At 68.3% G+C, this 21502-nt stretch carries 17 protein-coding genes, 1 tRNA gene and 2 rRNA genes (1 of these 20 only partly in view); 16 read left to right on the top strand and 4 right to left on the bottom strand.

The genetic code is table 11. The features are described from left to right. The 6 genes from ABD693_RS03765 to ABD693_RS03740 all read left to right on the top strand — a co-directional run. Positions 1 to 281, top strand: a 23S ribosomal RNA gene (locus tag ABD693_RS03765); it begins 2511 nt to the left of the window's first position. Positions 282 to 395: 114 nt separating this feature from the next. After that, positions 396 to 510, top strand: a 5S ribosomal RNA gene (gene rrf, locus ABD693_RS03760). A gap of 129 nt (positions 511 to 639) precedes the next feature. Next, positions 640 to 716 (top strand) — tRNA-Met (locus tag ABD693_RS03755). 73 nt (positions 717 to 789) lie between these two features. Continuing rightward, positions 790 to 1560 (top strand): exodeoxyribonuclease III, encoded by a 771-nt coding sequence (gene xth, locus ABD693_RS03750; RefSeq protein WP_344695666.1) that lies wholly within the window; start codon positions 790 to 792, stop codon positions 1558 to 1560. Beyond that, positions 1532 to 1987 carry a hypothetical protein gene (locus ABD693_RS03745; RefSeq protein WP_344695665.1) on the top strand — a complete coding sequence of 152 codons (456 nt, stop codon included), beginning with the start codon at positions 1532 to 1534 and terminating at the stop codon, positions 1985 to 1987. Before xth ends, ABD693_RS03745 begins: the two co-directional genes overlap by 29 nt. Positions 1988 to 2102: 115 nt before the next feature. Next, positions 2103 to 3668, top strand: a complete 1566-nt coding sequence (locus ABD693_RS03740; protein ID WP_344695664.1) for a response regulator — start codon at positions 2103 to 2105, stop codon at positions 3666 to 3668. Here the strand turns inward: ABD693_RS03740 and ABD693_RS03735 are convergent. Further along, on the bottom strand, positions 3665 to 4561 hold the full coding sequence (locus tag ABD693_RS03735; RefSeq protein ID WP_344695662.1) for an arginase family protein: 897 nt from the start codon (positions 4559 to 4561) through the stop codon (positions 3665 to 3667). The genes ABD693_RS03740 and ABD693_RS03735 overlap by 4 nt on opposite strands. A 36-nt stretch (positions 4562 to 4597) precedes the next feature. Here ABD693_RS03735 and hutI point away from each other — a divergent pair, with 36 nt between their 5' ends. The 8 genes from hutI (at position 4598) to gpmA (ending at position 14479) form a co-directional block, all read left to right on the top strand. Further along, complete coding sequence (gene hutI, locus ABD693_RS03730) at positions 4598 to 5812, top strand: imidazolonepropionase (RefSeq protein ID WP_344695661.1); 1215 nt, start codon at positions 4598 to 4600, stop codon at positions 5810 to 5812. Positions 5813 to 5830: 18 nt separating this feature from the next. Continuing rightward, positions 5831 to 6226, top strand: a complete 396-nt coding sequence (locus ABD693_RS03725; RefSeq protein ID WP_344695660.1) for an MAPEG family protein — start codon at positions 5831 to 5833, stop codon at positions 6224 to 6226. A gap of 33 nt (positions 6227 to 6259) precedes the next feature. Further along, positions 6260 to 7927 (top strand): urocanate hydratase, encoded by a 1668-nt coding sequence (gene hutU, locus ABD693_RS03720; protein WP_344695659.1) that lies wholly within the window; start codon positions 6260 to 6262, stop codon positions 7925 to 7927. 153 nt (positions 7928 to 8080) lie between these two features. After that, entirely contained in the window at positions 8081 to 10756 is a 2676-nt protein-coding gene (locus tag ABD693_RS03715) for a TonB-dependent receptor (RefSeq protein WP_425567246.1), read from the top strand. 4 nt (positions 10757 to 10760) lie between these two features. After that, positions 10761 to 11087 carry a winged helix-turn-helix domain-containing protein gene (locus ABD693_RS03710; protein WP_344695657.1) on the top strand — a complete coding sequence of 109 codons (327 nt, stop codon included), beginning with the start codon at positions 10761 to 10763 and terminating at the stop codon, positions 11085 to 11087. Between the two features lie 42 nt (positions 11088 to 11129). Further along, the gene (hutH, locus tag ABD693_RS03705) at positions 11130 to 12638 is read left to right on the top strand and encodes a histidine ammonia-lyase (protein WP_344695656.1); all 1509 of its coding nucleotides are present in this window, start codon (positions 11130 to 11132) and stop codon (positions 12636 to 12638) included. A gap of 18 nt (positions 12639 to 12656) precedes the next feature. After that, positions 12657 to 13784, top strand: a complete 1128-nt coding sequence (locus ABD693_RS03700) for a M14 family metallopeptidase (RefSeq protein ID WP_344695655.1) — start codon at positions 12657 to 12659, stop codon at positions 13782 to 13784. Between the two features lie 5 nt (positions 13785 to 13789). Continuing rightward, positions 13790 to 14479: a 2,3-diphosphoglycerate-dependent phosphoglycerate mutase gene (gene gpmA, locus ABD693_RS03695; protein ID WP_344695654.1), complete on the top strand. Its 690-nt coding sequence runs from the start codon at positions 13790 to 13792 to the stop codon at positions 14477 to 14479. 10 nt (positions 14480 to 14489) lie between these two features. Here gpmA and ABD693_RS03690 read toward each other — a convergent pair whose 3' ends face one another. Then, positions 14490 to 14939, bottom strand: a complete 450-nt coding sequence (locus ABD693_RS03690) for a winged helix DNA-binding protein (protein WP_344695653.1) — start codon at positions 14937 to 14939, stop codon at positions 14490 to 14492. Between the two features lie 268 nt (positions 14940 to 15207). Between ABD693_RS03690 and ABD693_RS03685 the strand changes: the two genes are divergently transcribed. Next, on the top strand, positions 15208 to 16149 hold the full coding sequence (locus ABD693_RS03685; RefSeq protein WP_344695652.1) for a hypothetical protein: 942 nt from the start codon (positions 15208 to 15210) through the stop codon (positions 16147 to 16149). 24 nt (positions 16150 to 16173) lie between these two features. Here the strand turns inward: ABD693_RS03685 and lepA are convergent, their stop codons facing one another. Further along, complete coding sequence (gene lepA, locus ABD693_RS03680; RefSeq protein WP_344695651.1) at positions 16174 to 17997, bottom strand: translation elongation factor 4; 1824 nt, start codon at positions 17995 to 17997, stop codon at positions 16174 to 16176. 161 nt (positions 17998 to 18158) lie between these two features. On the opposite strand from lepA, the gene ABD693_RS03675 reads away from it, so the two are divergent. After that, positions 18159 to 20954 carry a M16 family metallopeptidase gene (locus ABD693_RS03675; protein ID WP_344695650.1) on the top strand — a complete coding sequence of 932 codons (2796 nt, stop codon included), beginning with the start codon at positions 18159 to 18161 and terminating at the stop codon, positions 20952 to 20954. 63 nt (positions 20955 to 21017) lie between these two features. Here ABD693_RS03675 and ABD693_RS03670 read toward each other — a convergent pair whose 3' ends face one another. Beyond that, the gene (locus tag ABD693_RS03670; protein WP_344695649.1) at positions 21018 to 21494 is read right to left on the bottom strand and encodes a hypothetical protein; all 477 of its coding nucleotides are present in this window, start codon (positions 21492 to 21494) and stop codon (positions 21018 to 21020) included. Positions 21495 to 21502: the final 8 nt, after the last annotated feature.

Genomic DNA, 21502 nt, shown 5'->3' with positions numbered 1-21502 from the left:
AGTTTGGTCCCTATCTGCCGTGGGCGTCGATACTTGAGAGGAGTTGCCCCTAGTACGAGAGGACCGGGGTGAACATGCCTCTGGTGCACCAGTCGTTCCGCCAGGAGCGCAGCTGGGTAGCTATGCATGGACGGGATAACCGCTGAAAGCATCTAAGCGGGAAGCCTCCCTCGAGATAAGGTATCATCGAGCCGTGGAAGACCACCACGTTGATAGGCCGGGTGTGGAAGTGCAGTAATGCATGGAGCTAACCGGTCCTAATTGCTCTGTTCGCGCTTGAGAGTCCCACCATCATCGACAGTTCTGCTGATCGATGGGTGTGTCACTCAGCTAGATGACGCCAGAATATTGGTCCGCACGATTTCTAGAACTCTCTTGTCCCGCCGGCTTCATAGCTTGGTGACCATAGCGTCTGTGACCCACCCGATCCCATCCCGAACTCGGCCGTGAAACCAGACTGCGCCGATGGTACTTCAGCTTAAGCTGCGGAAGAGTAGGTCGTCGCCAGGCTTTGCAGCCGGCGGGCACAAGAGAAAACCCATTCACATGTTGAAGTACGCCGCCGCTCGCCCCTTGGGGTAGCGGCGGCGTTCTTGTCTTTTCGGCTTCCGGCTTTCTGCGGTTGCCAAAACATGTTGGCGCGGGGTGGAGCAGCCCGGTAGCTCGTCAGGCTCATAACCTGAAGGTCGTAGGTTCAAATCCTACCCCCGCAACCAATAAGCAAAGGCCGTCCTTCGGGGCGGCCTTTTGTCGTTTGGAGCCAAGCGGCTTGCCAGACGTCTCCTTCGCGTGCGGATCGCGACCTACAATGTGAACGGCGTCAACGGGCGCCTCCCGGTCCTGCTCGACTGGCTGTCGACCACGCAGCCCGACGTCGTCTGTCTCCAGGAGCTCAAGGCACCGAACGAGAAATTCCCCGAAGCGGCGATCCGCGATGCGGGCTACGGCGCGATCTGGCACGGCCAGAAGAGCTGGAACGGGGTCGCGATCCTCGCGCGCGGCAAGGAGCCGCTCGAAACCCGCCGCGGCCTCCCGAACGATCCCGATCCTTCGCAGAGCCGCTACCTCGAGGCAGCAATCGACGGCGTCCTCGTCGGCTGCCTCTATTTGCCCAATGGCAATCCGCGGCCCGGTCCCAAATACGACTACAAGCTCGCCTGGATCGCGGCCTTCGAAACGCTCGCGGCCGAGCTCATCCAGCTCGAGGAGCCGGTTGTCCTCGCCGGCGACTACAATGTCATCCCGACCGAGGCCGACGCGTACAAGCCGGAGCGCTGGGTCGATGATGCGCTTTTCGCGCCCGAGGTCCGCGACGCCTTCGCGCGGCTCACCACCGCCGGCTGGACCGACGCGCTCCGCCATCGTCATGCCGACGAGCGGATCTTCACTTTCTGGGACTATTTCCGCAACGCCTTCGCCCGCGACGCGGGTCTCAGGATCGACCACCAGCTCCTCAATCCGGCCGCCGCGGCGCGACTCGTGGAGGCCGGAGTCGACCGGTCGGTGCGATCAATGCCGAAGACGAGCGATCATGCGCCGGTATGGATCCGATTGGCGTGACCGCGGCGGCGACGCCGGAAGCCTCGCCCGGCGCCGCGGCGGAGCCTTCACGCTCTGGTCGCGCGCGGGCAAGCCGCTCGGCCGCGCCCTCGACGACGTGGTCGCCACGCGTACGAACGAACCCTATCGCATGGGCGATCGCGCCATGCGCAAGGTGATGCAATACCGCAGCGTCGATTGCGTGGTCGACTGTTTCCGCACCGAAAAGGCGGGGGACCAGCTCGCGTCCCTGCTCCTCGGACTTGACGACAAGGACGTCCTCCTCAAGATCTCGGTTTCTGCGCAATCTTCACGGCCGCTGAAAAACGCGCCTGAACCGCCGGGCGCACGCCGCGCATCGCGCCGCCGGGTTCAACGGCAACCGTCCTTTGAAACCCAGCCGCCGCCCCGACAAGCGCCCCAACCGATGCCGCCGCGAGCCGCTTAACCACCCGCTTACTCCCGAGCAGCTATAGGATATTCTCGACAAGTCGCAGCCAAGTGAGCATCGTCGGACATAATATTGAGGTCCGGGATGAGCCGGACCCTAGGGGCACCCGTCGATGCTTGAAGCCGCCGTCACCTTCTTCTCCGGGCAGTTTCAGCCCCACGGCTACTGCCTCTTGTGGCAGCCAGGCCTGATCTGGACGCACGTCGTCTCCGACGCCCTGATTGCGATCGCCTACTTTTCTATCCCGATAGTGCTCGTGAGCTTCGTCCGCCGTCGACCCGACATCGAATTCGGGAAGATGTTCTGGCTGTTCGCGCTGTTCATCCTTTCCTGCGGCCTGACGCACGTCCTCGCCATCTGGAACCTGTGGCATGGCGACTATGCGCTCGAGGCGGTCGTCAAGGCGCTTACCGCCGCGGCCAGCATCCCGACGGCGATCCTGCTCTGGCCGCTGCTCCCGCGGATGCTCGCGATCCCCAGCCCCTCGATGCTCCAGCGCAAGAACGACGAACTCGCCGCCGCGCTGGCAGAGCGCGACGACGTGCTCGGGCAGCTCCGCGCCGAAGTCATCCAGCGCGAGCGCGCCGAGGCCGCCCTCGTCCAGGCCAACAAGATGGAGGCGGTCGGCCAGCTCACCGGCGGGATCGCCCACGACTTCAACAATCTGCTGCAGGCGATCTCGGGCAATATCGAACTCATCGGCATGATGCCCGACAAGCCCGACAAGGTCGCGCGCTGGGCCGCCAATGCTGCGCAGGCGACCGAGCGCGGGACCAAGCTCACCGGCCAGCTCCTCACCTTCTCGCGCCAGCAGCGGCTTGAGGCGCGACCCGTCAACGTCGCCAGGCTCGTCGGCGGGATGGAGGGATTGCTCCGCAATTCGGTCGGCCCGACCGTGAGCCTCAAGGTCGAGGTCGCCGACGACGTCGGCACGGTGCGCGCCGACCCGACCCAGCTCGAGCTTGCCATCCTCAACTGCGCAATCAACGGTCGTGACGCCATGCCGATGGGCGGGACCGTCATCGTCCGCGCCGAGCCGGAAGGCGATCAGGTTGCGATCCGGATCATCGACCAGGGCGTCGGCATGACCCCCGAAGTGGCCGAGCGCGCGCTCGAACCCTTCTTCACCACCAAGGGCCCGGGGAGCGGCACCGGCCTTGGCCTCTCGATGGCCTATGGCGTCGCGCGCGCCGCGGGCGGCCACCTCACCATTGACAGCAAGGTAGGGGAGGGGACGGTCGTCACCTTCGTCCTTCCGCGCGCCGAGGATGACCTGGGGCCGCCCGAACAGGCCGCCGCCGATCCGCGACAGGAAAATGCCCGTTCGGCCGAAATCCTGCTCGTCGACGACGATCCCGCAGTCCGCGCGGCGGTGGCCGACATGCTCCGCTCGCGCGGGCATCGGGTCACCGAGGCCGGCGATGGCCCGCAGGCCTTGCTCCAGCTCGAGCGGTCGGCGGTAGAGCTGCTGCTCCTCGATTTCGCCATGCCGGGGATGAACGGCGCCGAGGTTGCCGCCCGTGCGCGCGAGTTGCGCCCTGACCTGCGGATGCTCTTCCTCAGCGGCTTCTCCGACAGCGCGGCGATCGACCGGGCGGTGGACGGCAAGGCGCGCGTCCTGCGCAAGCCGATTACCGCCAGCGATCTCGCCGACGCGATCGACGAGATGATGGGCTAGGCCCGGCGTTCGAACCCGGCCAGCACCTCGGCCAGCCAGCGTCCCGCCACCAACGACGACAGATCGCCGGGATCGAGCGGCGGATCCCACTCGGTCAGGTCGATCGCGCGCACCCGCGGTTCGGCCGCGAGTCGCCTGACGCCCGCGAAGAAGAGGTGGACGTCCATGCCTCCCGGCCGCGCGCCCGGTGCCGCCGGAAACTGGCTCCGCTCGATCACGTCGATGTCGCAATCGAGGAAAATCGCCTCGACCCCCTCCAGCCGGTCGAGCGCGCGATCGATCGCTTCGCCGATTCCCTGCTCGCGCACCGCGCGCGCGGTGATCACCAGATGGCCGCCCGCGACCGCATCCTCGTGCATCGCGCGGCTGTTGGCGAAGGGGGCCAGCCCGATCTGGACGATGTTCGCGCCCGGCAGGCCGTCGCCAAGCAGCGCCCGGACCGGATTGCCGTTGCTCAAGCCCTGATCGAGCCCGCGCAGGTCGAAATGCGCGTCGAGCGTGATCAGGCCGCAGCGTTCCAGCGGCAGCCCAAGCGCTTCGGCCATGCCGAGCAGGCCCGGTCGCGTTACCGCATTGTTGCCGCCGATCAGCAAGGTCAGCGCGTGCGCCCCGACGCTCGCCGCCACCGCCGCGCGCAGCGGCCCCGTCGCCGCCTCGATGCTCCCCCCGAGCACGACGTCGCCGCGGTCCGCGACCAATGTCGCCAGCTCGCGTTCCGTATCGAGATCGTAGCGCCCGATCCGCCGCAGCACCGCGCGCAGCGCCGCCGGCGCGAGATCGCAGCGGCCCGGCGTCACTGACCCGACACCGAGTGGCGCCCCCACCAGTCCGACCGGCGCTGCCGCATCGGCGGCGACGAGAAGCTCGGAGAGATTGGGCCAGGCGCTGGTCATTGCCGCCCATCTAGCAGCCGCTTACAGCCCTGTCCCATGTGGGATCGCCTTCTAACCGACTGCCATGTCATGACCATGGTCCCGGCTCCCGGCGACCCGCTTGGGCTGATCCGCAACGCTGCCATCGGGATCCAGGACGGCCGCATCGTCCGCGTCGGTCGCCGGACCGAGCTTGCGGGCACGCGCGCGACCGAGGTCGTGCCCTTGGGCGGCGCCTTCGTCACCCCCGGCCTCGTCGACTGCCACACCCACCTCGTCTTCGGCGGGACCCGTGCCGCCGAGCATGCGCAGCGTCGCGCCGGCGCCAGCTATGAAGAGATCGCGGCCGCCGGCGGGGGGATCGCCTCGACCGTCCGCGCGACTGCGGCGGCGAGCGTCACCGCGCTCCTCGCCCAGTCCCGTACCCGCCTCCACGCGCTGATGCGCGGCGGGGTCACAACGGTCGAGATCAAGTCGGGCTACGGCCTCGACCCCGCAAGCGAGCTGCGCCTCCTTAACGTCATCCGCACCCTGGCGCGTTCCGAGCCCGTGCGGATCGAGCCGACCTTGCTCGCGCTCCACGCGCTGCCGCCGGGCGCCGACCGCGAGGCCTTCGTCGAGCGCGTGATCGAGGATCTCTTGCCCACCGCCGCCCGCCTCGGCCTCGCGACCAGCGTCGACGCCTTCTGCGAGGGCATCGCCTTTACGCCCGAGGAAACCGCCCGCCTGTTCGAGGCCGCCGCCGCCGCAGGCCTCCCCGTCCGCCTCCACGCCGAGCAGCTGTCCAACTCGAACGGCGCCGCGCTCGCCGCCCACCACCGCGCACTGTCCGCCGACCATCTCGAGCATCTCGACGAGGCCGGCGCCCGGGCCATGGCCGAGAGCGGCACCGTCGCGGTGCTCCTCCCCGGCGCCTTCTACACCCTGCGCGAGACCAGGGTGCCGCCGGTCGATCTTCTGCGCCGCCACGGCGTGCGCATCGCGGTCGCCTCCGACTGCAACCCCGGCACCTCGCCGAGCCTCGTGCCGCAACTCGCGATGAACATGGCGTGCAACCTCTTCGGCCTTTCGCCCGAGGAAGCGATCGTCGGCATGACCCGCAACGCCGCCCTCGCGCTCGGCCTCGAGCAGGAAGTCGGGACCGTCGAACCCGGCAAGGCCGCCGACCTCGCGGTCTGGCGGATCGCCGAACCCGCCGAACTCGGCTATTGGCTCGGCCTCCTCCCCGAACGCCGCATTTTTGGCGGGCAGGACAGTCTTCCCCAACCCTGACGCACCCGAGGCCGCCCGATGCCCACCGAATTCGTCATGCTTGCGCTCCTGATCCTGCTGGCACTGGTCAACATCCTCTGGGCCGGCGCCGCGCGGACCAGGCAATATGGGCCCGAGTGGAACATGGGCGCGCGCGACGAGCAGGTGCCGCCGCTCCATCCCTTCCCAGCGCGACTGCTTCGGGCGCAGGCCAATCTGTTCGAGACCCTGCCTTTGTTCGTCGCCGCCCTGCTCGGCGCCGCGGCCGTCGGCCACCTCGGCCCGCTCACCCACTGGGGCTCGATCGTCTACGTGGTCGGCCGGATCGTCTACCTGCCGCTCTACGCCGCCGGCATCCCCAAGATCCGCACCCTGGTCTTCTCGATTTCGCTCGTCGGCCTGGTCATGACCTGGTGGGCGCTGCTGTTCGGCTAGAAGCGCGGCGTCGGCGACGCTAAGCCCCGGGCCATGACCGATCGACATGACCGCCGCGACAACCAGCGCATCATCCGGGCCCGCCGCGGGGCCGAGCTGACGGCGAAAAGCTGGCAGACCGAGGCTGCCGTTCGGATGCTCATGAACAACCTCGACCCCGAGGTCGCCGAAGACCCGCAGAGCCTCGTCGTCTACGGCGGGATCGGGCGCGCCGCGCGCAACTGGGAGGCGTTCGACCGGATCGTCGCCACGCTCGAGCGGCTCGAGGACGACCAGACCCTCCTCGTCCAGTCGGGCAAGCCCGTCGGCGTCTTCCGCACCCATGCCGACGCCCCGCGCGTCCTGCTCGCCAACTCGAACCTCGTCCCCAAATGGGCGACCTGGGAGCATTTCCACGCGCTCGATCGCGCGGGCCTCATGATGTACGGCCAGATGACCGCGGGCTCGTGGATCTACATCGGCACGCAGGGCATCGTTCAGGGCACCTACGAGACCTTCGCCGAAATGGGCCGCCAGCATTATGGCGGCGACCTCACCGGCAAGTGGATCCTGACTGCCGGCCTCGGGGGCATGGGCGGCGCGCAGCCGCTCGCCGCGGTCATGGCCGGTGCGCATTGCATCGCGATCGAATGCCAGGAAAGCCGGATCGAGAAGCGGCTCGAGACCCGCTATCTGGACCGCCGCGCCGCCACCATCGACGAGGCGCTGGAAATCATTCGCACCGCCACTGAACCGACGAGCGTCGGCCTTCTCGGCAATGCCGCCGAGCTCGTTCCCGAAATGCTCGCCCGCGGCATCCGCCCCGACGCGATCACCGACCAGACCAGCGCGCATGATCCGGTCAACGGCTACCTGCCGATGGGCTGGACCGTCGCCGAATGGATCGAGCGCCGCGAGAGCGATCCCGAAGGCACCGCCGCCGCCGCCCGAATCTCCATGGCTCGGCACGTCGAGGCGCTGTTGAGCTACAAGGCGCAGGGCATTCCCGTCTTCGACTATGGCAACAACATCCGCCAGGAAGCGCTCGACACCGGCGTCACGCAGGCCTTCGACTTCCCCGGCTTCGTTCCCGCCTACATCCGCCCGCTCTTCTGCCGCGGCGTGGGACCGTTCCGCTGGGTCGCGCTGTCGGGCGATCCGGAGGACATCTACAGGACCGACCAGCGGGTGAAGGAGCTCATCCCTGACGATCCCCACCTTCACCGCTGGCTCGACATGGCGCGCGACCGCATCGCCTTCCAGGGCCTGCCCGCGCGCATCTGCTGGGTCGGCCTCGGCCAGCGCCACCGCCTCGGCCTCGCCTTCAACGAGATGGTCAGGAACGGCGAGGTCAGCGCCCCCATCGTCATCGGCCGCGACCACCTCGATTCCGGCAGCGTCGCCTCCCCGAACCGCGAGACCGAGGCGATGAAGGACGGGTCGGACGCCGTCTCCGACTGGCCGCTGCTCAACGCCCTCCTCAACACCGCGAGCGGCGCGACCTGGGTCTCGCTCCATCACGGCGGCGGGGTCGGCATGGGCTACTCGCAGCATGCCGGCATGGTGATCGTCGCCGACGGAACCGACGCGGCCGCGCGCCGGCTCGAGCGCGTGCTGTGGAACGACCCCGCGACCGGGGTCATGCGCCACGCCGACGCCGGCTATGACGAGGCGGTCGCCTGCGCCCGCGAGCGGGGTCTCGACCTTCCTTCGCTTGGCTGAGGCCTGTCACCGGCCTGTCACGGCCGTGCCATCGCCGCGTCGAATCCACGCAACCAAGCTGTCGAACTTGCGCAATCAAGCTGTCGTTGCCCGCCCCTAGAGCCCCCGCATCAAGCCGGCGCCCAGCGCTGCCGGGGGGACAAGGGACAGATTATGAACAGCGCATTCCGTACGACGACGGCCATCCTTCTTTGTGGCGTGGCGACGCCCGCCCTCGCGGCGCCCGACGTTCCGGTGGCTCCGGCAGCCACCGTGACCGCCGAGACCGGCACGACGGACGCCGCCGCGCAGCCGACCGGCGGCTCGAACGTCGAGGTCCAGGAAATCGTCGTCACCGCGACCAAGCGCGAGACCAACCTCCAGAAGACCCCCATCTCCATCTCGGTCCTGGGCGCCGACACGATCCGCGAGCGCCGCGTCCAGAGCCTTCTCGACCTCGCCGACGGCGGCGTTCCCTCGCTCCGCATCGCGACCTTCGAAGCGCGGCAGTCGGCGCTCACCATCGGCATCCGCGGCATCGTGCCCTTGGACGCCAACCAGCCCGCCCGCGAGCAGGGCGTCGGCGTCTATGTCGACGGCGTCTATCTCGGCCGCCAGCACGGCCTCAACGCGGCGCTGTTCGACGTCGAGCGGATCGAGGTCCTCAAGGGCCCGCAGGGGACGTTGTTCGGCCGCAACACCGAGGGCGGTGCGCTCAGCATCGTCACCAAGTCGCCGACCGGCAAGCTCGAGGGCAACGTGACCTTCGGCGCGGGCAACTTCGGCGCGCACAACGCTTATGCCCACCTCAACCTGCCGAGCTTCGCGGGCATCGCGCTCAAGCTCGACGGCATCATCCAGCACCAGGATCCGATCACCAAGAACCCGCTCGCGGGCCAGGCCGGCTGGGGCTATTTCGACCGCAAGGGCGGCCGCGTCTCGGCGCGCATCAAGCCGCTCACCGGGATCACCAACGATTTCTCGTACGATTACGGCCTCGACAAGAACACGCCCTTCTACAGCCAGCTGCTCAACTACAATCCCAACAAGTGCCTGAGCGGCGGCACCAACGCCGCGCCGATCGCCATCCCGGCCGGCAGCACCTGCGTCACCCCCGGCACCGCCTTCACCAGCACCGCCGGCACCATCCGCCCGCTGCTCCCGGGCGTGGTCGTCAACGGCGATACGCTCCAGCGCACCGCGGACATCGGCGTGCCGCAGCGCAAGAGCCGCGACGAGACCTTCGGCTACACCAACAGCCTGCGCTGGTCGGTCATCCCCGAGCTCGAGCTGCGCTCGATCACCTCGTGGCGCGGGGTCGACGTCGAGCAGTGGGACAATAGCGGCGGCTACCACCGCGTGCCGGTCGTCAACCTCACCGCCGGCTGCGCCGGCGCCAACTGCGCCTTCAGCCGCTACAGCCTCGCCGACCTCCACCAGCGCCAGTTCAGCCAGGAACTGCAGGCGGTCGGCACCGTCGGCCCGGTCGATTACGTCGGCGGCCTGTTCTACTTCAACGAGCGCGTCAGCGACGACGCCGCCACCCCCAATTCGATGGGCGTGACTGCGGTCCTCACCAACGGCGTGTTCGATCCGACCAAGGCGATCTACGCCCCGATCCCGTTCTGCCAGAACACCAATCCGTCGACCGCGAACGACATCGTCGGCGTGGCGGTCCGCGGCTGCAACATCGACCGCGCGTCCAAGGTCCGCTCGCGCAGCTACGCCGCCTATGGCCAGGTCACCTGGAACGCGACCGAGGCGCTGCACCTCACCGTCGGCGGCCGCTACACGGTCGACAAGAAGGAAGGCGCGCTGCTCGTCTCGCGCAACATCGACTATCGCAACCCGGCCAATGCCGCGATCATCGCCGCCAACGGCTACAAGCCGCTCGACAAGAAGTGGACCCGCTTCAACCCGCTGGCGATCGTCGCCTACGACTTCACCCCGCGCATCCACGGCTATCTGAAATATGCGACCGGCTACCGCGCCGGCGGCGCCAGCAGCCGCACCTCCGACTATCGCGCCTTCAATCCCGAGGACGTGAAGAGCTACGAGGCCGGCCTCAAGACCGAGCTGTGGGAGCGCCGCGTCCGCCTCAACGTCGCGGGCTATGTGATGAACCGCAAGGGCAGCCAGGTCGACCTCTCGACCATCCAGCCCACCGCGACCGGCAACTTCAACAACCTCGTCACCTTCAATGCCCCCGGCACCACCAAGATCCGGGGCATCGAGGCCGACATTACCGTGAACCCGGTCGAGGGCCTGCAGATCGGCGCGTCTTACGCCTACACCTACACCAAGATCCCGCCGGTGCCGGTGACCTACACCGCCTTCTGCACCGCCGTGACCCCGGTGCCGCTGCCGAACGCCAACTGCACGCAGGTCGGCGCGGTCGCCAACCAGACCACGGTGCCGCAGCAGTTCTACATCGTCTTCACGCCCCGCAACGCGGCCAGCGGATCGATCGATTACAAGCTGCCGGTCGGTTATCGTGACGCCGCGCTCAAGTTCCACCTCGATGCGAACTACGCCCAGGCCACCCAGGCGTTCGACCAGTTCGCGACCAAGGCCGACAGCTCGTTCATCGTCAACGGCCGCGTCAGCCTCGCCGACATCACCGTCTCGCCGGGCACCGAGCTGACGCTCAGCCTGTGGTCGCGCAACCTGTTCAACGAGCAGTATGTCTACCGCCGCGATCCGTCGAACAGCATCCCGTCGGTCCAGACCACGAGCACGCTGCAGACGCCGAACCTGCTGGCGATCGGCGGGACGGGCAGCATCCTCGGCGACTATGGCAACTTCAACATGCCGCGCACCTTCGGTTTCGAAGGCACGGTGAAGTTCTAAGCCGATGGGCACGACGATGGAGGAGGGGGCGCAGCCGTATATCGACTGCGGACCCCTCCGCCTCGACCTTCTCGCCTATCGTCTCCGCCGCGAGGCCCGCTCGCAGGAGCTGACCCTGACCGAGGCGCGGCTCCTCCAGGCGATGATGCGCGAGCCGGGGCGGGTCGTCACCCGCTCCGAGCTCGAACCCATCCTTCCCTGCGGAGGCACCGGCGAGCGCGCGCTCACCGCCGCCATCTCGCGCCTCCGCCGGCCGCTCGCCGCGCTCGGCTGCGAAGGCTGCCTCCGCGCCGTCCGCGGCCACGGCTACATGTTCGCGCCGCCGGCCTGACCGGAATACCGCTCGGCGCCATTAGCGGCTAAGCGGGCCGCCATGCTCCTTCTCGACCCCGCGTCCATCGACCTCGCCACCCTTCGCACGCTCTGGGCCGGCACCCCCGCCCGGTTGAGCGACGCTGCACTGTCCGCGGTCGACCAGGCCGCCGAGACGGTCGCGCGGATCGTCGCGGGGGGCGAGACCGTCTACGGGATCAACACCGGCTTCGGCCTCCTCGCGCAGGAGCGCATCCCCGGCGACCGGCTCGCCGAGCTGCAGCGAAACCTCATCCTGTCGCACAGCTGCGGCCTCGGCGATCCCGCGCCGGGCGCGGTCGTCCGGCTGATGATCCAGCTCAAGCTCCTCGGCCTCGCCCGCGGTCACTCGGGCGTCCGCCGGATCGTGGTCGACGCGCTCCAGGCCCTGCTCGACCACGACGCGCTGCCGGTCATCCCCAGCCAGGGCAGCGTCGGCGCGTCAGGCGACCTCGCCCCGCTCGCGCACCTCACCGCCGCGCTCATGGGCCATGGCGAGATCGCGCATCGCGGAACCGTCAGGCCCGCCGCCGCCATCCTTTCCGAGCTTGGGCTGACCCCGCTCGAGCTCGGCCCCAAGGAAGGCCTCGCGCTCATCAACGGCACCCAATATTCGACCGCCGCGACCCTCCACGCCCTGTTTGCCGCCGAGCGGATCATGGGCGCGGCGCTGGTCGCCGGCGCACTGTCGGTCGACGCGCTGAAGGGTAGCGCCAAGCCGTTCGACGCCCGCCTCTCCGAGCTTCGCGGACAGCCCGGCCAGATCCGCGTCGCCGCCATCCTCCGCGACCTGCTCGAGGGAAGCGCGATCGTCGCCTCGCACCATCGCTGCGGCCGGGTCCAGGATCCCTACAGCTTCCGCTGCATGCCCCAGGTCCTCGGCGCCAGCCTCGACCTCCTCCACAATGCCGCGCGCACCCTCGTCATCGAGGCCGCCGCCGTCACCGACAATCCGATCCTCTTCACCTCGCCCGACGAAGCGATCTCTGGTGGCAATTTCCACGCCCAGCCGGTCGCCTTCGCCGCCGACACCATCACCATGGCCCTGTGCGAGATCGGCTCGCTCGCCGAGCGCCGCATCTCGGTCCTCGTCGACCCCAAGATGAGCGGGCTGCCCGCCTTCCTGATCGACGATGGCGGGGTGAACAGCGGCCTGATGATCCCGCAGGTCACTGCCGCCGCATTGGTTGCCGAGAATCGCGCCCACGCCTTCCCTGCCTCGGTCGATTCGATCCCGACCTCGGCGGGTCAGGAGGATCACGTCTCGATGGCCCCGATCGCCGCGCACAAGGCGCAGCGCGTCGCCCGCAACGTCGCCGGCATTGTCGGGATCGAGCTCATCGCGGGGGCGCAGGGAATCGACTATCACGCGCCGCTCGCCACCTCGCCGGCGCTGGCGCCGGTCCATGCCCGGGTTCGCGCGATCAGCCCGCATCTTGGCGCCGACCGCATGCTCGCCGGCGAAATGGCCAGCCTTCAGGCCGCGATCCTCGACGGCGGCTTCACCGGCGACTTCCTTCTTCTTCCCTGACCGCTTAGAGGCCGCTCCATGACCATCACCGTCCACAGCGCGTTCGACGCCGGCAACATCCGCCTCGTGAAGAGCGACGGCGCCACCCTCGACCTCGAGATCGTCGACGACGCCGGCGGCGAGTTCCGCCAGTGGTTCTACTACCGCGTGTCGGGCGCGCGCGGGCAGGCGCTGAACATGCGCATCACCAATTGCGGCGACAGCGCCTATCCGCTCGGCTGGCCGGGCTATCAGGCGCGGATCTCGACCGACCGCGAGAGCTGGACGCTCGCCGACACCAGCTATGCCGACGGCGTCCTCACCATCAGCGTCACGCCCGACACCGACATCCTGTGGGTCGCCTATTTCGCCCCTTATTCGATGGAGCGTCACCACGACCTGATCGCCACCATGGCCGAGCTCGACGAGGTCACCCACCGCACGCTCGGCACCAGCCTCGACGGCCAGCCGATCGACTGCCTGACCGTCGGCGAAGGCCCGCTCACCGTCTGGCTCTACGCCCGCCAGCATCCCGGCGAGAGCATGGCCGAATGGTGGATGGAAGGCGCGCTCGAGAAGCTGGTCGACTATGACGATCCGGTCGCGCGTGCGCTGCGTGCACGCTGCACCTTCCACATCGTCCCCAACATGAACCCCGACGGGAGCCGCCGCGGCCACCTGCGCACCAACGCGGCCGGCATCAACTTGAACCGCGAGTGGCACGCACCCTCGGCCGAGCGCAGCCCCGAAGTCCTCTGCGTCCGCAACGCGATGGACGAGGCGAAGCCCGTCTTCGCCATGGACATCCACGGCGACGAGGCGATCGCCGCCAACTTCCTCGCGGGCTTCGAGGGCATCCCGAGCGTCACCGACCGCCAGCAGGAATTGTACCACCTGTTCGCCAACACGCTCGAGCGCATCTGCCCCGACTTCCAGACCCAGGAAGGCTATGAGCTGTCGCGCCCCGGCCAGGCCAACATGAGCATGAGCACGACCCAGCTCGCCGAGCGCTATGGCTGCGTCTCGATGACGCTCGAAATGCCGTTCAAGGATCACCAGCCGATGGCCGACCCGGTCTATGGCTGGAGCGCCGAGCGGTCGAAGGCGCTCGCCAGCTACTGCCTCGACGCGCTCCACCAGATCCTGCCCGAGCTCGAGGTTCGGTAAGCGCCATGCCGACCCTCGTCCTCCTCCGCCACGGCCAGAGCCAGTGGAACCTCGAGAACCGCTTCACCGGCTGGTGGGACGTCGACCTCACCGCGCAGGGCGAAGCCGAGGCCCGCGCCGCCGGCGCCCTGCTCGCCGCCAGGGGGATGGACCTCGACCGCGTCTTCACCTCGGTCCAGAAGCGCGCGATCCGCACCGCCAATCTCGCGCTCGAGGCCCTCGACCGCGTGTGGCTGCCGATGACCAAGGACTGGCGCCTGAACGAGCGCCACTATGGGGGGCTGACCGGCCTCAACAAGGCCGAGACGATCGCCAGGGTCGGCGAGGAGCAGGTCAAGATCTGGCGCCGCAGCTTCGACGTGCCGCCGCCGCCGCTCGAGGGCGACAGCCCCTACGCCTCGCTCCAGCAGGATCGCCGCTACGCCGGCATCGACGTTCCCGCGACCGAGAGCCTCAAGGACACGATCGCCCGCGTCCTCCCCTATTTCGAGACCGAGATCGCCCCGGCGCTCAAGCGCGGCGAACGGGTCCTCGTCGCCGCCCACGGCAACAGCCTGCGTGCGCTCGAAAAGCATCTCTCGGGCATCAGCGACGCCGACATCATCGGCCTCGAGATTCCGACCGGCCAGCCGATCGTCTACGACCTCGACGACGCGTTGAAGCCGCGCGACCGCTACTACCTCTCCGAACGCTGAGCCTCGGCCCTCACAGCGCGAAGGCGCCAACCTCCGCGAAATAGTGCCGCATCGCGGCGCTCGTCTCCGGGCTCATCTCGACGAACACCCGCCGCCCGTCGCGCGGATCGTCGCGCCGGACCAGCAGCCCCCGCTCGGTCATCGTCCGGATCCACCGCAGCGCGGTCGTCGCCGGCACGCCCGACGCGATGCACAGGCTCGACACCGGCACGCGATATTGCGTCAGCTCCGCCTGGTAGAGGTCGAGCATGATGTCCCACGCCGGGTCCGCGAACAGGTCGGCCGGGAAGAAGCTCCCGCGCAGCCGCCGTGCGCGCATGATCGCCCGCAGCGTCTCGGGCTTGATCGTCTCCGCGCCGCCATCGCTCGGAAGCCGGGTCTCGGCCGAATAGGGAAGCTCCTTGCCGGTCGCGCTCAGGACCGTGAGGGTCCGGGCGATCCGCCCGACCTCGTCGATCAATTCCCTTATCCGCGTTTCACCAAATTGCGCATTGTTGAGTTGCACGACCACGGTAAACCCCCATGACGCGATACCTCCGAGCTCGAAGAAACTAGGCGTCGTCCCCGACCAAAGTCCCATCCGTCTTGGTCCGAAGTGAAGGTAATGGACGCCGATCGTCTTTCTGCCCTCACAACGAATAGTCCGATGCGGATGCAATCAACTTCGCGGTCGACGCTTTGCGGTCACCCTCTGTCCTACAGCGAACCTTTATGGTTCAACATGGTCCATGAAGAATCGCACGCCCGCGCCCGCCAACGGCGGCCAGCCGCTTCCTGACTTCCAGCCGGTCGATCGCCGATACCGCCACGACGGATGGACTCCGACCCGCCAGCGCGCCTTCATCGCCGCGCTCGCCGACACCGGATCGGTCTCCCGCGCCTGCGCCATGGTCAACATGGCCTCCGAGGGCGCCTACATGCTCCGCCGCCAGGCCGGCGCGGAAAGTTTTCGCCGCGCCTGGGAAGCCGCGCTCGACTTCGGCGTCCAGCGCCTGCGCGACATCGCCATGGAGCGCGCGCTCACCGGCGAGCTCGTCCCCGTCATGAGCTTCGGCAAGCTCGTCGGCTACCGCCGCGTCACCAACGACCGCCTGCTCATGTTCATCCTCCGGATGCACGGCCCCCAGCGGATCCCGCTGCCGCGCGCGGAAGAGGGCGCGAACCGCCAGCGACGGCGGAAGGGTGAGGGCCTGTCGAAGCTGGCCGCCCCGCTCGCGCCCACGCCCGCCGAGCGCGCCGACGACCAGGCCAACCTCATCCGCCACTTCGACCCCGTCGCCCTGTCGCTCGACCAGATCGAGGCGCTGCAGGCCGTCCTCGCCGAGGCCGCCGCCGCCCACCGCGACCGCCTCGAGCATCCCGAGCACGACCCCGCCATCCACTATCTTCCCGCGCGCGAGGTCAACGAGACGCTCGAGACCGGCTTCAGCGAGGACGAAACCGGCGCCTACGAGAAGGGCGGCCCGGACGAGATCGACTGGCGCCGCCTCGATCCCGAGGGCCTCCGCCAGCAAGCCGAACTCGACCAGATCCTCGCCGACCTCCGCGCCAACCCCCGCACCCCGGAGGAGATCGCCGCAGGCCGCGCCCGGATCGAAGCCGAACGGGCCCGCTCCACGGCCGACGAGGGCGCCAAAACCCGCCGCGGTCTCCGGGACGACAGTCAGTAAGCCGTCGCTGCCGCCCGCAGACGCCTAGTTCTCATCCCCCATCCTGAGCGCCGCGATAAACGCCTCCTGCGGGATGCTGACGTTGCCATATTCCCGCATCCGCGCCTTGCCCTTCTTCTGCTTCTCGAGGAGCTTGCGCTTGCGGGTGGCGTCGCCGCCGTAGCATTTGGCGGTCACGTCCTTTCGCATCGCGCTGATCGTCTCGCGGGCGATGACCTTGCCGCCGATCGCGGCCTGGATCGGGATCTTGAACATGTGCCTCGGGATCAGCTCCTTCAGCCGCTCGACCATCCCGCGGCCGCGCTGTTCGGCGGTGCCGCGGTGGACGATCATCGAGAGGGCATCGACCGGCTCCTCGTTGACGAGGATGCTCATCTTGACGAGGTCGCCCTCGCGCGTCCCGATCTGATGGTAGTCGAAGCTGGCGTACCCCTTCGACATGCTCTTCAGCCGGTCGTAGAAATCGAACACCACTTCATTCAAGGGCAGCTCGTAGGTGAGCTGCGCGCGGCCGCCGACGTAGGTGAGGTTCTTCTGGATTCCGCGGCGATCCTGGCAGAGCTTGAGGATCGGTCCCAGATATTCGTCGGGGACGTAGATGGTCGCCTCGATCCACGGCTCCTCGATGCTCGCGATCCGGTTGACGTCGGGCATGTCGGCCGGATTGTGGAGCTCGATCGTCTTCGCATCTTCGGTCTTCGAATGCGACAGGTGCAAGGTGTAGACGACGCTCGGCGCGGTGGTGATGAGGTCGAGGTCATATTCGCGGGTCAGCCGCTCCTGGATGATCTCGAGGTGGAGGAGCCCGAGGAAGCCGCAGCGGAAGCCGAAGCCCAGCGCGGCGCTGCTCTCGGTCTCGAAGGAGAAGCTCGCGTCGTTCAACCGCAGCTTGCTGATGCTTTCGCGCAGTTTCTCGAAGTCGGCGGCGTCGACCGGGAACAGGCCGCAGAAGACCACCGGCTGGACTTCCTTGAAGCCGGGCAGGGGCTCGGCGGTCGGCTTCTTCGCGTCGGTGATGGTGTCGCCGACGCGGGTCTGCGCGACTTCCTTGATCTGCGCGGTGATGATTCCGATCTCGCCCGCGGCCAGCTCGGGGAGGAGCTGGAGCTTGGGGTTCATGCAGCCGACCCGGTCGACGAGGTGGCGGGTGCCGGCCGCCATGAAGACGATTTCCTGTCCTTTCCGGATCGCGCCGTCGATCACGCGGATCAGGATGACGACGCCGAGATAGGGGTCGTACCACGAGTCGACGAGCATCGCCTTCAAGGGCGCGTCGCGGTCGCCCTTGGGGGGCGGGATCCGGGTGACGATGGCTTCGAGGACCTCGTCGATGCCGATGCCGCTCTTGGCGCTGGTGAGAACCGCGTCGGAGGCGTCGAGGCCGATCACTTCCTCGATCTCGGCCTTGACCTTGTCGGGCTCGGCGGCGGGGAGGTCGATCTTGTTGATGACGGGCACGATCTCGTGGTCGTGCTCGATCGACTGGTAGACGTTGGCGAGCGTCTGGGCCTCGACCCCCTGCGCCGCGTCGACCACGAGGAGCGCGCCCTCGCAGGCGGCGAGGCTGCGGCTGACCTCGTAGGCGAAGTCGACGTGGCCGGGCGTGTCCATCAGGTTGAGCGTATAGGTCTCGCCGTCCTTGGCGGTGTAGGCGAGGCGCACGGTCTGGGCCTTGATGGTGATCCCGCGCTCCTGCTCGATCTCCATGTTATCAAGGACTTGGCCATGGGTCATCTCGCGCTCGGTCAGCCCCCCGGTCTTGAGGATGAGGCGGTCCGCGAGCGTCGACTTGCCATGGTCGATATGCGCGATGATCGAGAAGTTCCGGATGCGGGATAGGTCGGTCATGTCGGGCGAGGCCGCTAGCAGGCTTGGGGGCTGCTGTCAGCCGGGCCGATCGTTCCCGCCGCCCGTCGAAGCCGGCGCGTCGTTCGTCGATGGCCCCGCCCGCGCGCCCGCGAAAGCGGACAGCAGGGCGCATTGCCGTTTTCTCTTGGAGTTTCCGTTCGATGCGCAACGACCTTCGCCTGTCCCTGCTGCTCGGCAGCGCGCTTCTGGCCGTGCCCGCCGCCGCGCAGCAATCGTCGCCCGCACCGGCCCCGCTTCCGACACTCGTCAGCCAGGTCAAGATTCCGAGCCAGGTCTTCAAGCTGCAGAACGGCCTCACCGTCATCGTCCACGAGGACCGCAAGGCCCCCGTCGTCGCGGTCAGCGTCTGGTACAATGTCGGCTCCAAGGACGAGCCCAAGGGCAAGACCGGTTTCGCCCACCTGTTCGAGCACCTGATGTTCAACGGCTCGGAGAACCTTCCGGACGATTACTTCAAGTACACCACCGAGATCGGCGCGACCGACCTCAACGGCACCACCAGCTACGACCGCACCAACTATTTCCAGACCGTGCCCAAGGCTGCGCTCGAGCGGGCGCTGTTCCTGGAAAGCGACCGGATGGGCTATCTCCTGGGCGCGGTCACGCAGCAGAAGCTCGATAACCAGCGCGGCGTCGTCCAGAACGAGAAGCGCCAGAACGACAATCGCCCGGGCGGCCTCGTCAGCTACGAGCTGTTCGGCAACCTCTTCCCCGAGGGTCATCCATATCATCACACCACCATCGGCTCGATGGCCGATCTCGATGCCGCCAGCCTCGCCGACGTCCAGAAGTGGTTCATCGACAATTACGGCCCGAACAACGCGATCCTCGTCCTCGCCGGCGACATCAACGCCGCCGAGGCCCGTCCGCTCGTCCAGAAGTATTTCGGCGCGATCAAGCGCGGCCCGGTGAACCTCCCCGCGCAGGCCGCGGTCCCGGCCGCCAACGGCAAGACCATCGTCATGAAGGACCGCGTGCCGGCCGTCATCCTCAGCCGCAGCTGGGCGGTCCCTGGCATGCTCGGCAAGGACGCCAATGCGCTCGACCTCGGCGGTTCGGTGCTCGGCGGTCTCGCCTCCTCGCGCCTCGACAATGCGCTGGTCCGCAACGAGAAGCTCGCGGTCTCGGTCTCGGCGAGCAACCAGACGCTGCACCGCGTCGGCATCTTCACCATCCAGACCGTGGTGCGCCCCGGCGTCGATCCGGCCACGGTCGACAAGCGCCTCGACGAGATCATGGCCGACTTCATCGCCAAGGGCCCGACCCGCGAGGAACTGAACCGCGCCGCGACCCGCGAGGTCGCCTCGACCATCAAGGGCCTCGAGCAGGTCGGTGGCTTCGGCGGCAAGGCGGTCGCGCTGGCGCAGGGCCAGCTCTATGCGGGCGATCGCGATTTCTACAAGAAGCAGCTCGAGGACTATGCCCGGATCACCCCGGCTCAGGTCCAGACCGCCATGCGCACCTGGCTGACCCGCGCGCCGCTGCGCATCCGGCTCGAGCCGGGCGAGCGCCCCGCCTATCAGGAAGCCAAGGGTCCGGTCGCGGCCAAGGCCGCCGGCACCCCGCCGCCCGCGACCAAGCGCACCATCCCGCCGGTCGGTGACTTCGCCGCGCTCGACTTCCCGACGATCCAGCGCGCGACGCTGTCGAACGGCATCAAGGTCACCTACGCGCAGCGCAACGCCGTGCCCGTGACGACGATGGCGCTGGCCTTCGATGCCGGCCAGGCGTCGGACGCGGCCAACCAGCGCGGCCTGCAGAGCATGGCGCTCGGCCTGATGGAGGAGGGGGCCGGCGGCCTCACCGCCCAGCAGCTCGCCGAGCGTCAGGAAGAGCTCGGCGCCGACATCGGGACGGGGTCGAGCCTCGACCGCAGCACCGTCACGCTCTCGGCACTGTCGGCCAACCTCGGGGGAAGCCTCGATCTGCTCGAGAAGATCGTCGAGCAGCCGACCTTCGCCCCGACCGAACTGGAGCGCGTCCGCACGCAGACGCTGACCAGCATCGCGGCGCAGCAGCGTGACCCCAACGGCATCGTCGGTCGCGTCGTGCCCTCGCTCGTCTGGGGCGCGAACCACCCCTATGCGACGGTCGGCGCCGGTGATCCGAATGCGGTCAAGGGCTTCACCCGTGCCGACGTCGTGGGCTGGCAGCAGAAGTGGATCCGTCCCGACAACGCCGAGATCTTCGTCGTCTCGAACCTGCCGCTCGCGCAGCTCACCCCGCAGCTCGAGCAGCGCTTCGGCAGCTGGGCCGCGCCCGCGGGTGTCGCCAAGGGCGTGAAGGCCTTCACCGCGCCGCCGGCCCGCCCGGCGACGCCGACCGTCTATCTCGTCAACGTACCCAACGCCCCGCAGTCGGTGGTCGTCGCGGCGCAGGTGACTCCGGTCAATCCGCGTGGCGACGTGCTGGCGACCCAGGCCGGTTCGGAAGTGCTCGGTGGCAATTTCCTGTCGCGCATCAACATGGACCTGCGCGAGGCCAAGGGCTGGTCCTATGGCGTGAGCGGCAATTTCAGCCTCAACCAGAACGGCGTGCCCTACACGATCGCCGCGCCGGTGCAGGCCGACCGCACCGGCGATTCGCTGGTCGCGCTCAACGGCCAGGTGACCGACATGCTGTCGAGCAAGGGCGTGACCAACGAAGAACTGCAGCGCGTGCTCAGCAACAACATCAACTCGCTGCCGGGACGGTTCGAAACCTCGTCGGCGGTGTTGAACGCGATGCTGTCGAACAGCCTGCTCGGTCGTCCCGACGACTACCAGAAGCAGCTCGCGAACCGCTATCGCGCGCTGACGACCGGCGGGATCGACCAGGCGATCCGCGGCGCGATCGATCCGAAGGGCTTCACCTGGGTGGTCATCGGTGACGCGGCCAAGGTGAAGCCGCAGCTCGACAAGATCGGCTACCCGGTCCAGGTCATCGAGCCGAAGTAAGCGCTCCGAGCGCCGGGAAAGGGGCTCTCGCCGGTTGCGGCGGGGGCCCTTTTCTATCCGGGGTCAGCGGCTGGCGAGGGTGAGGACGCGTGGCGCCTCGTCGCTGGTGCGGAACTGGCCGGCAAAGCTCCCGCTCGCGGTCTTGGCGGCGCAATCGACGCGGCTGCGATCGACCGCAAACGGGGTGAGGGTGCAGGTGCCCCGCGCGGGCCGCGTGTCGAAGCCGCCCCCGCCGCGCGTCACGGTGGTAACCTGGTCGACCTTGAGGCTGGTCTGGAAGCCGACGCTGCGATCGACGCGGCTGCGAAAGCTCAGCAAACGGCCGTCCTGCCCGGCGAAGACGAAGGACACCGCACCCGAGGCATAGACGAGATTGACGAGCTGGGGCTTGCATGTCGCGCGCGAACGGCCGGCCAGCGCGAGCCGGTCGCAATCGCCCTTCATGAAGCGCAGCATCGCGCCCGCCTGCGAAGGCGCGGGGGCGGCGGTGCTGGTGCCCGCGAGGGCGGTGAAGAGGACGAGCGGCACGAGGCGACGCAAGGCACGAA

This window comes from Sphingomonas rosea, assembly GCF_039538065.1.
GTDB lineage: Bacteria > Pseudomonadota > Alphaproteobacteria > Sphingomonadales > Sphingomonadaceae > Sphingomicrobium > Sphingomicrobium rosea.
Note: the sequence above shows the minus strand (reverse complement) of the source record. Positions and strands in the feature narration are given on the sequence as shown.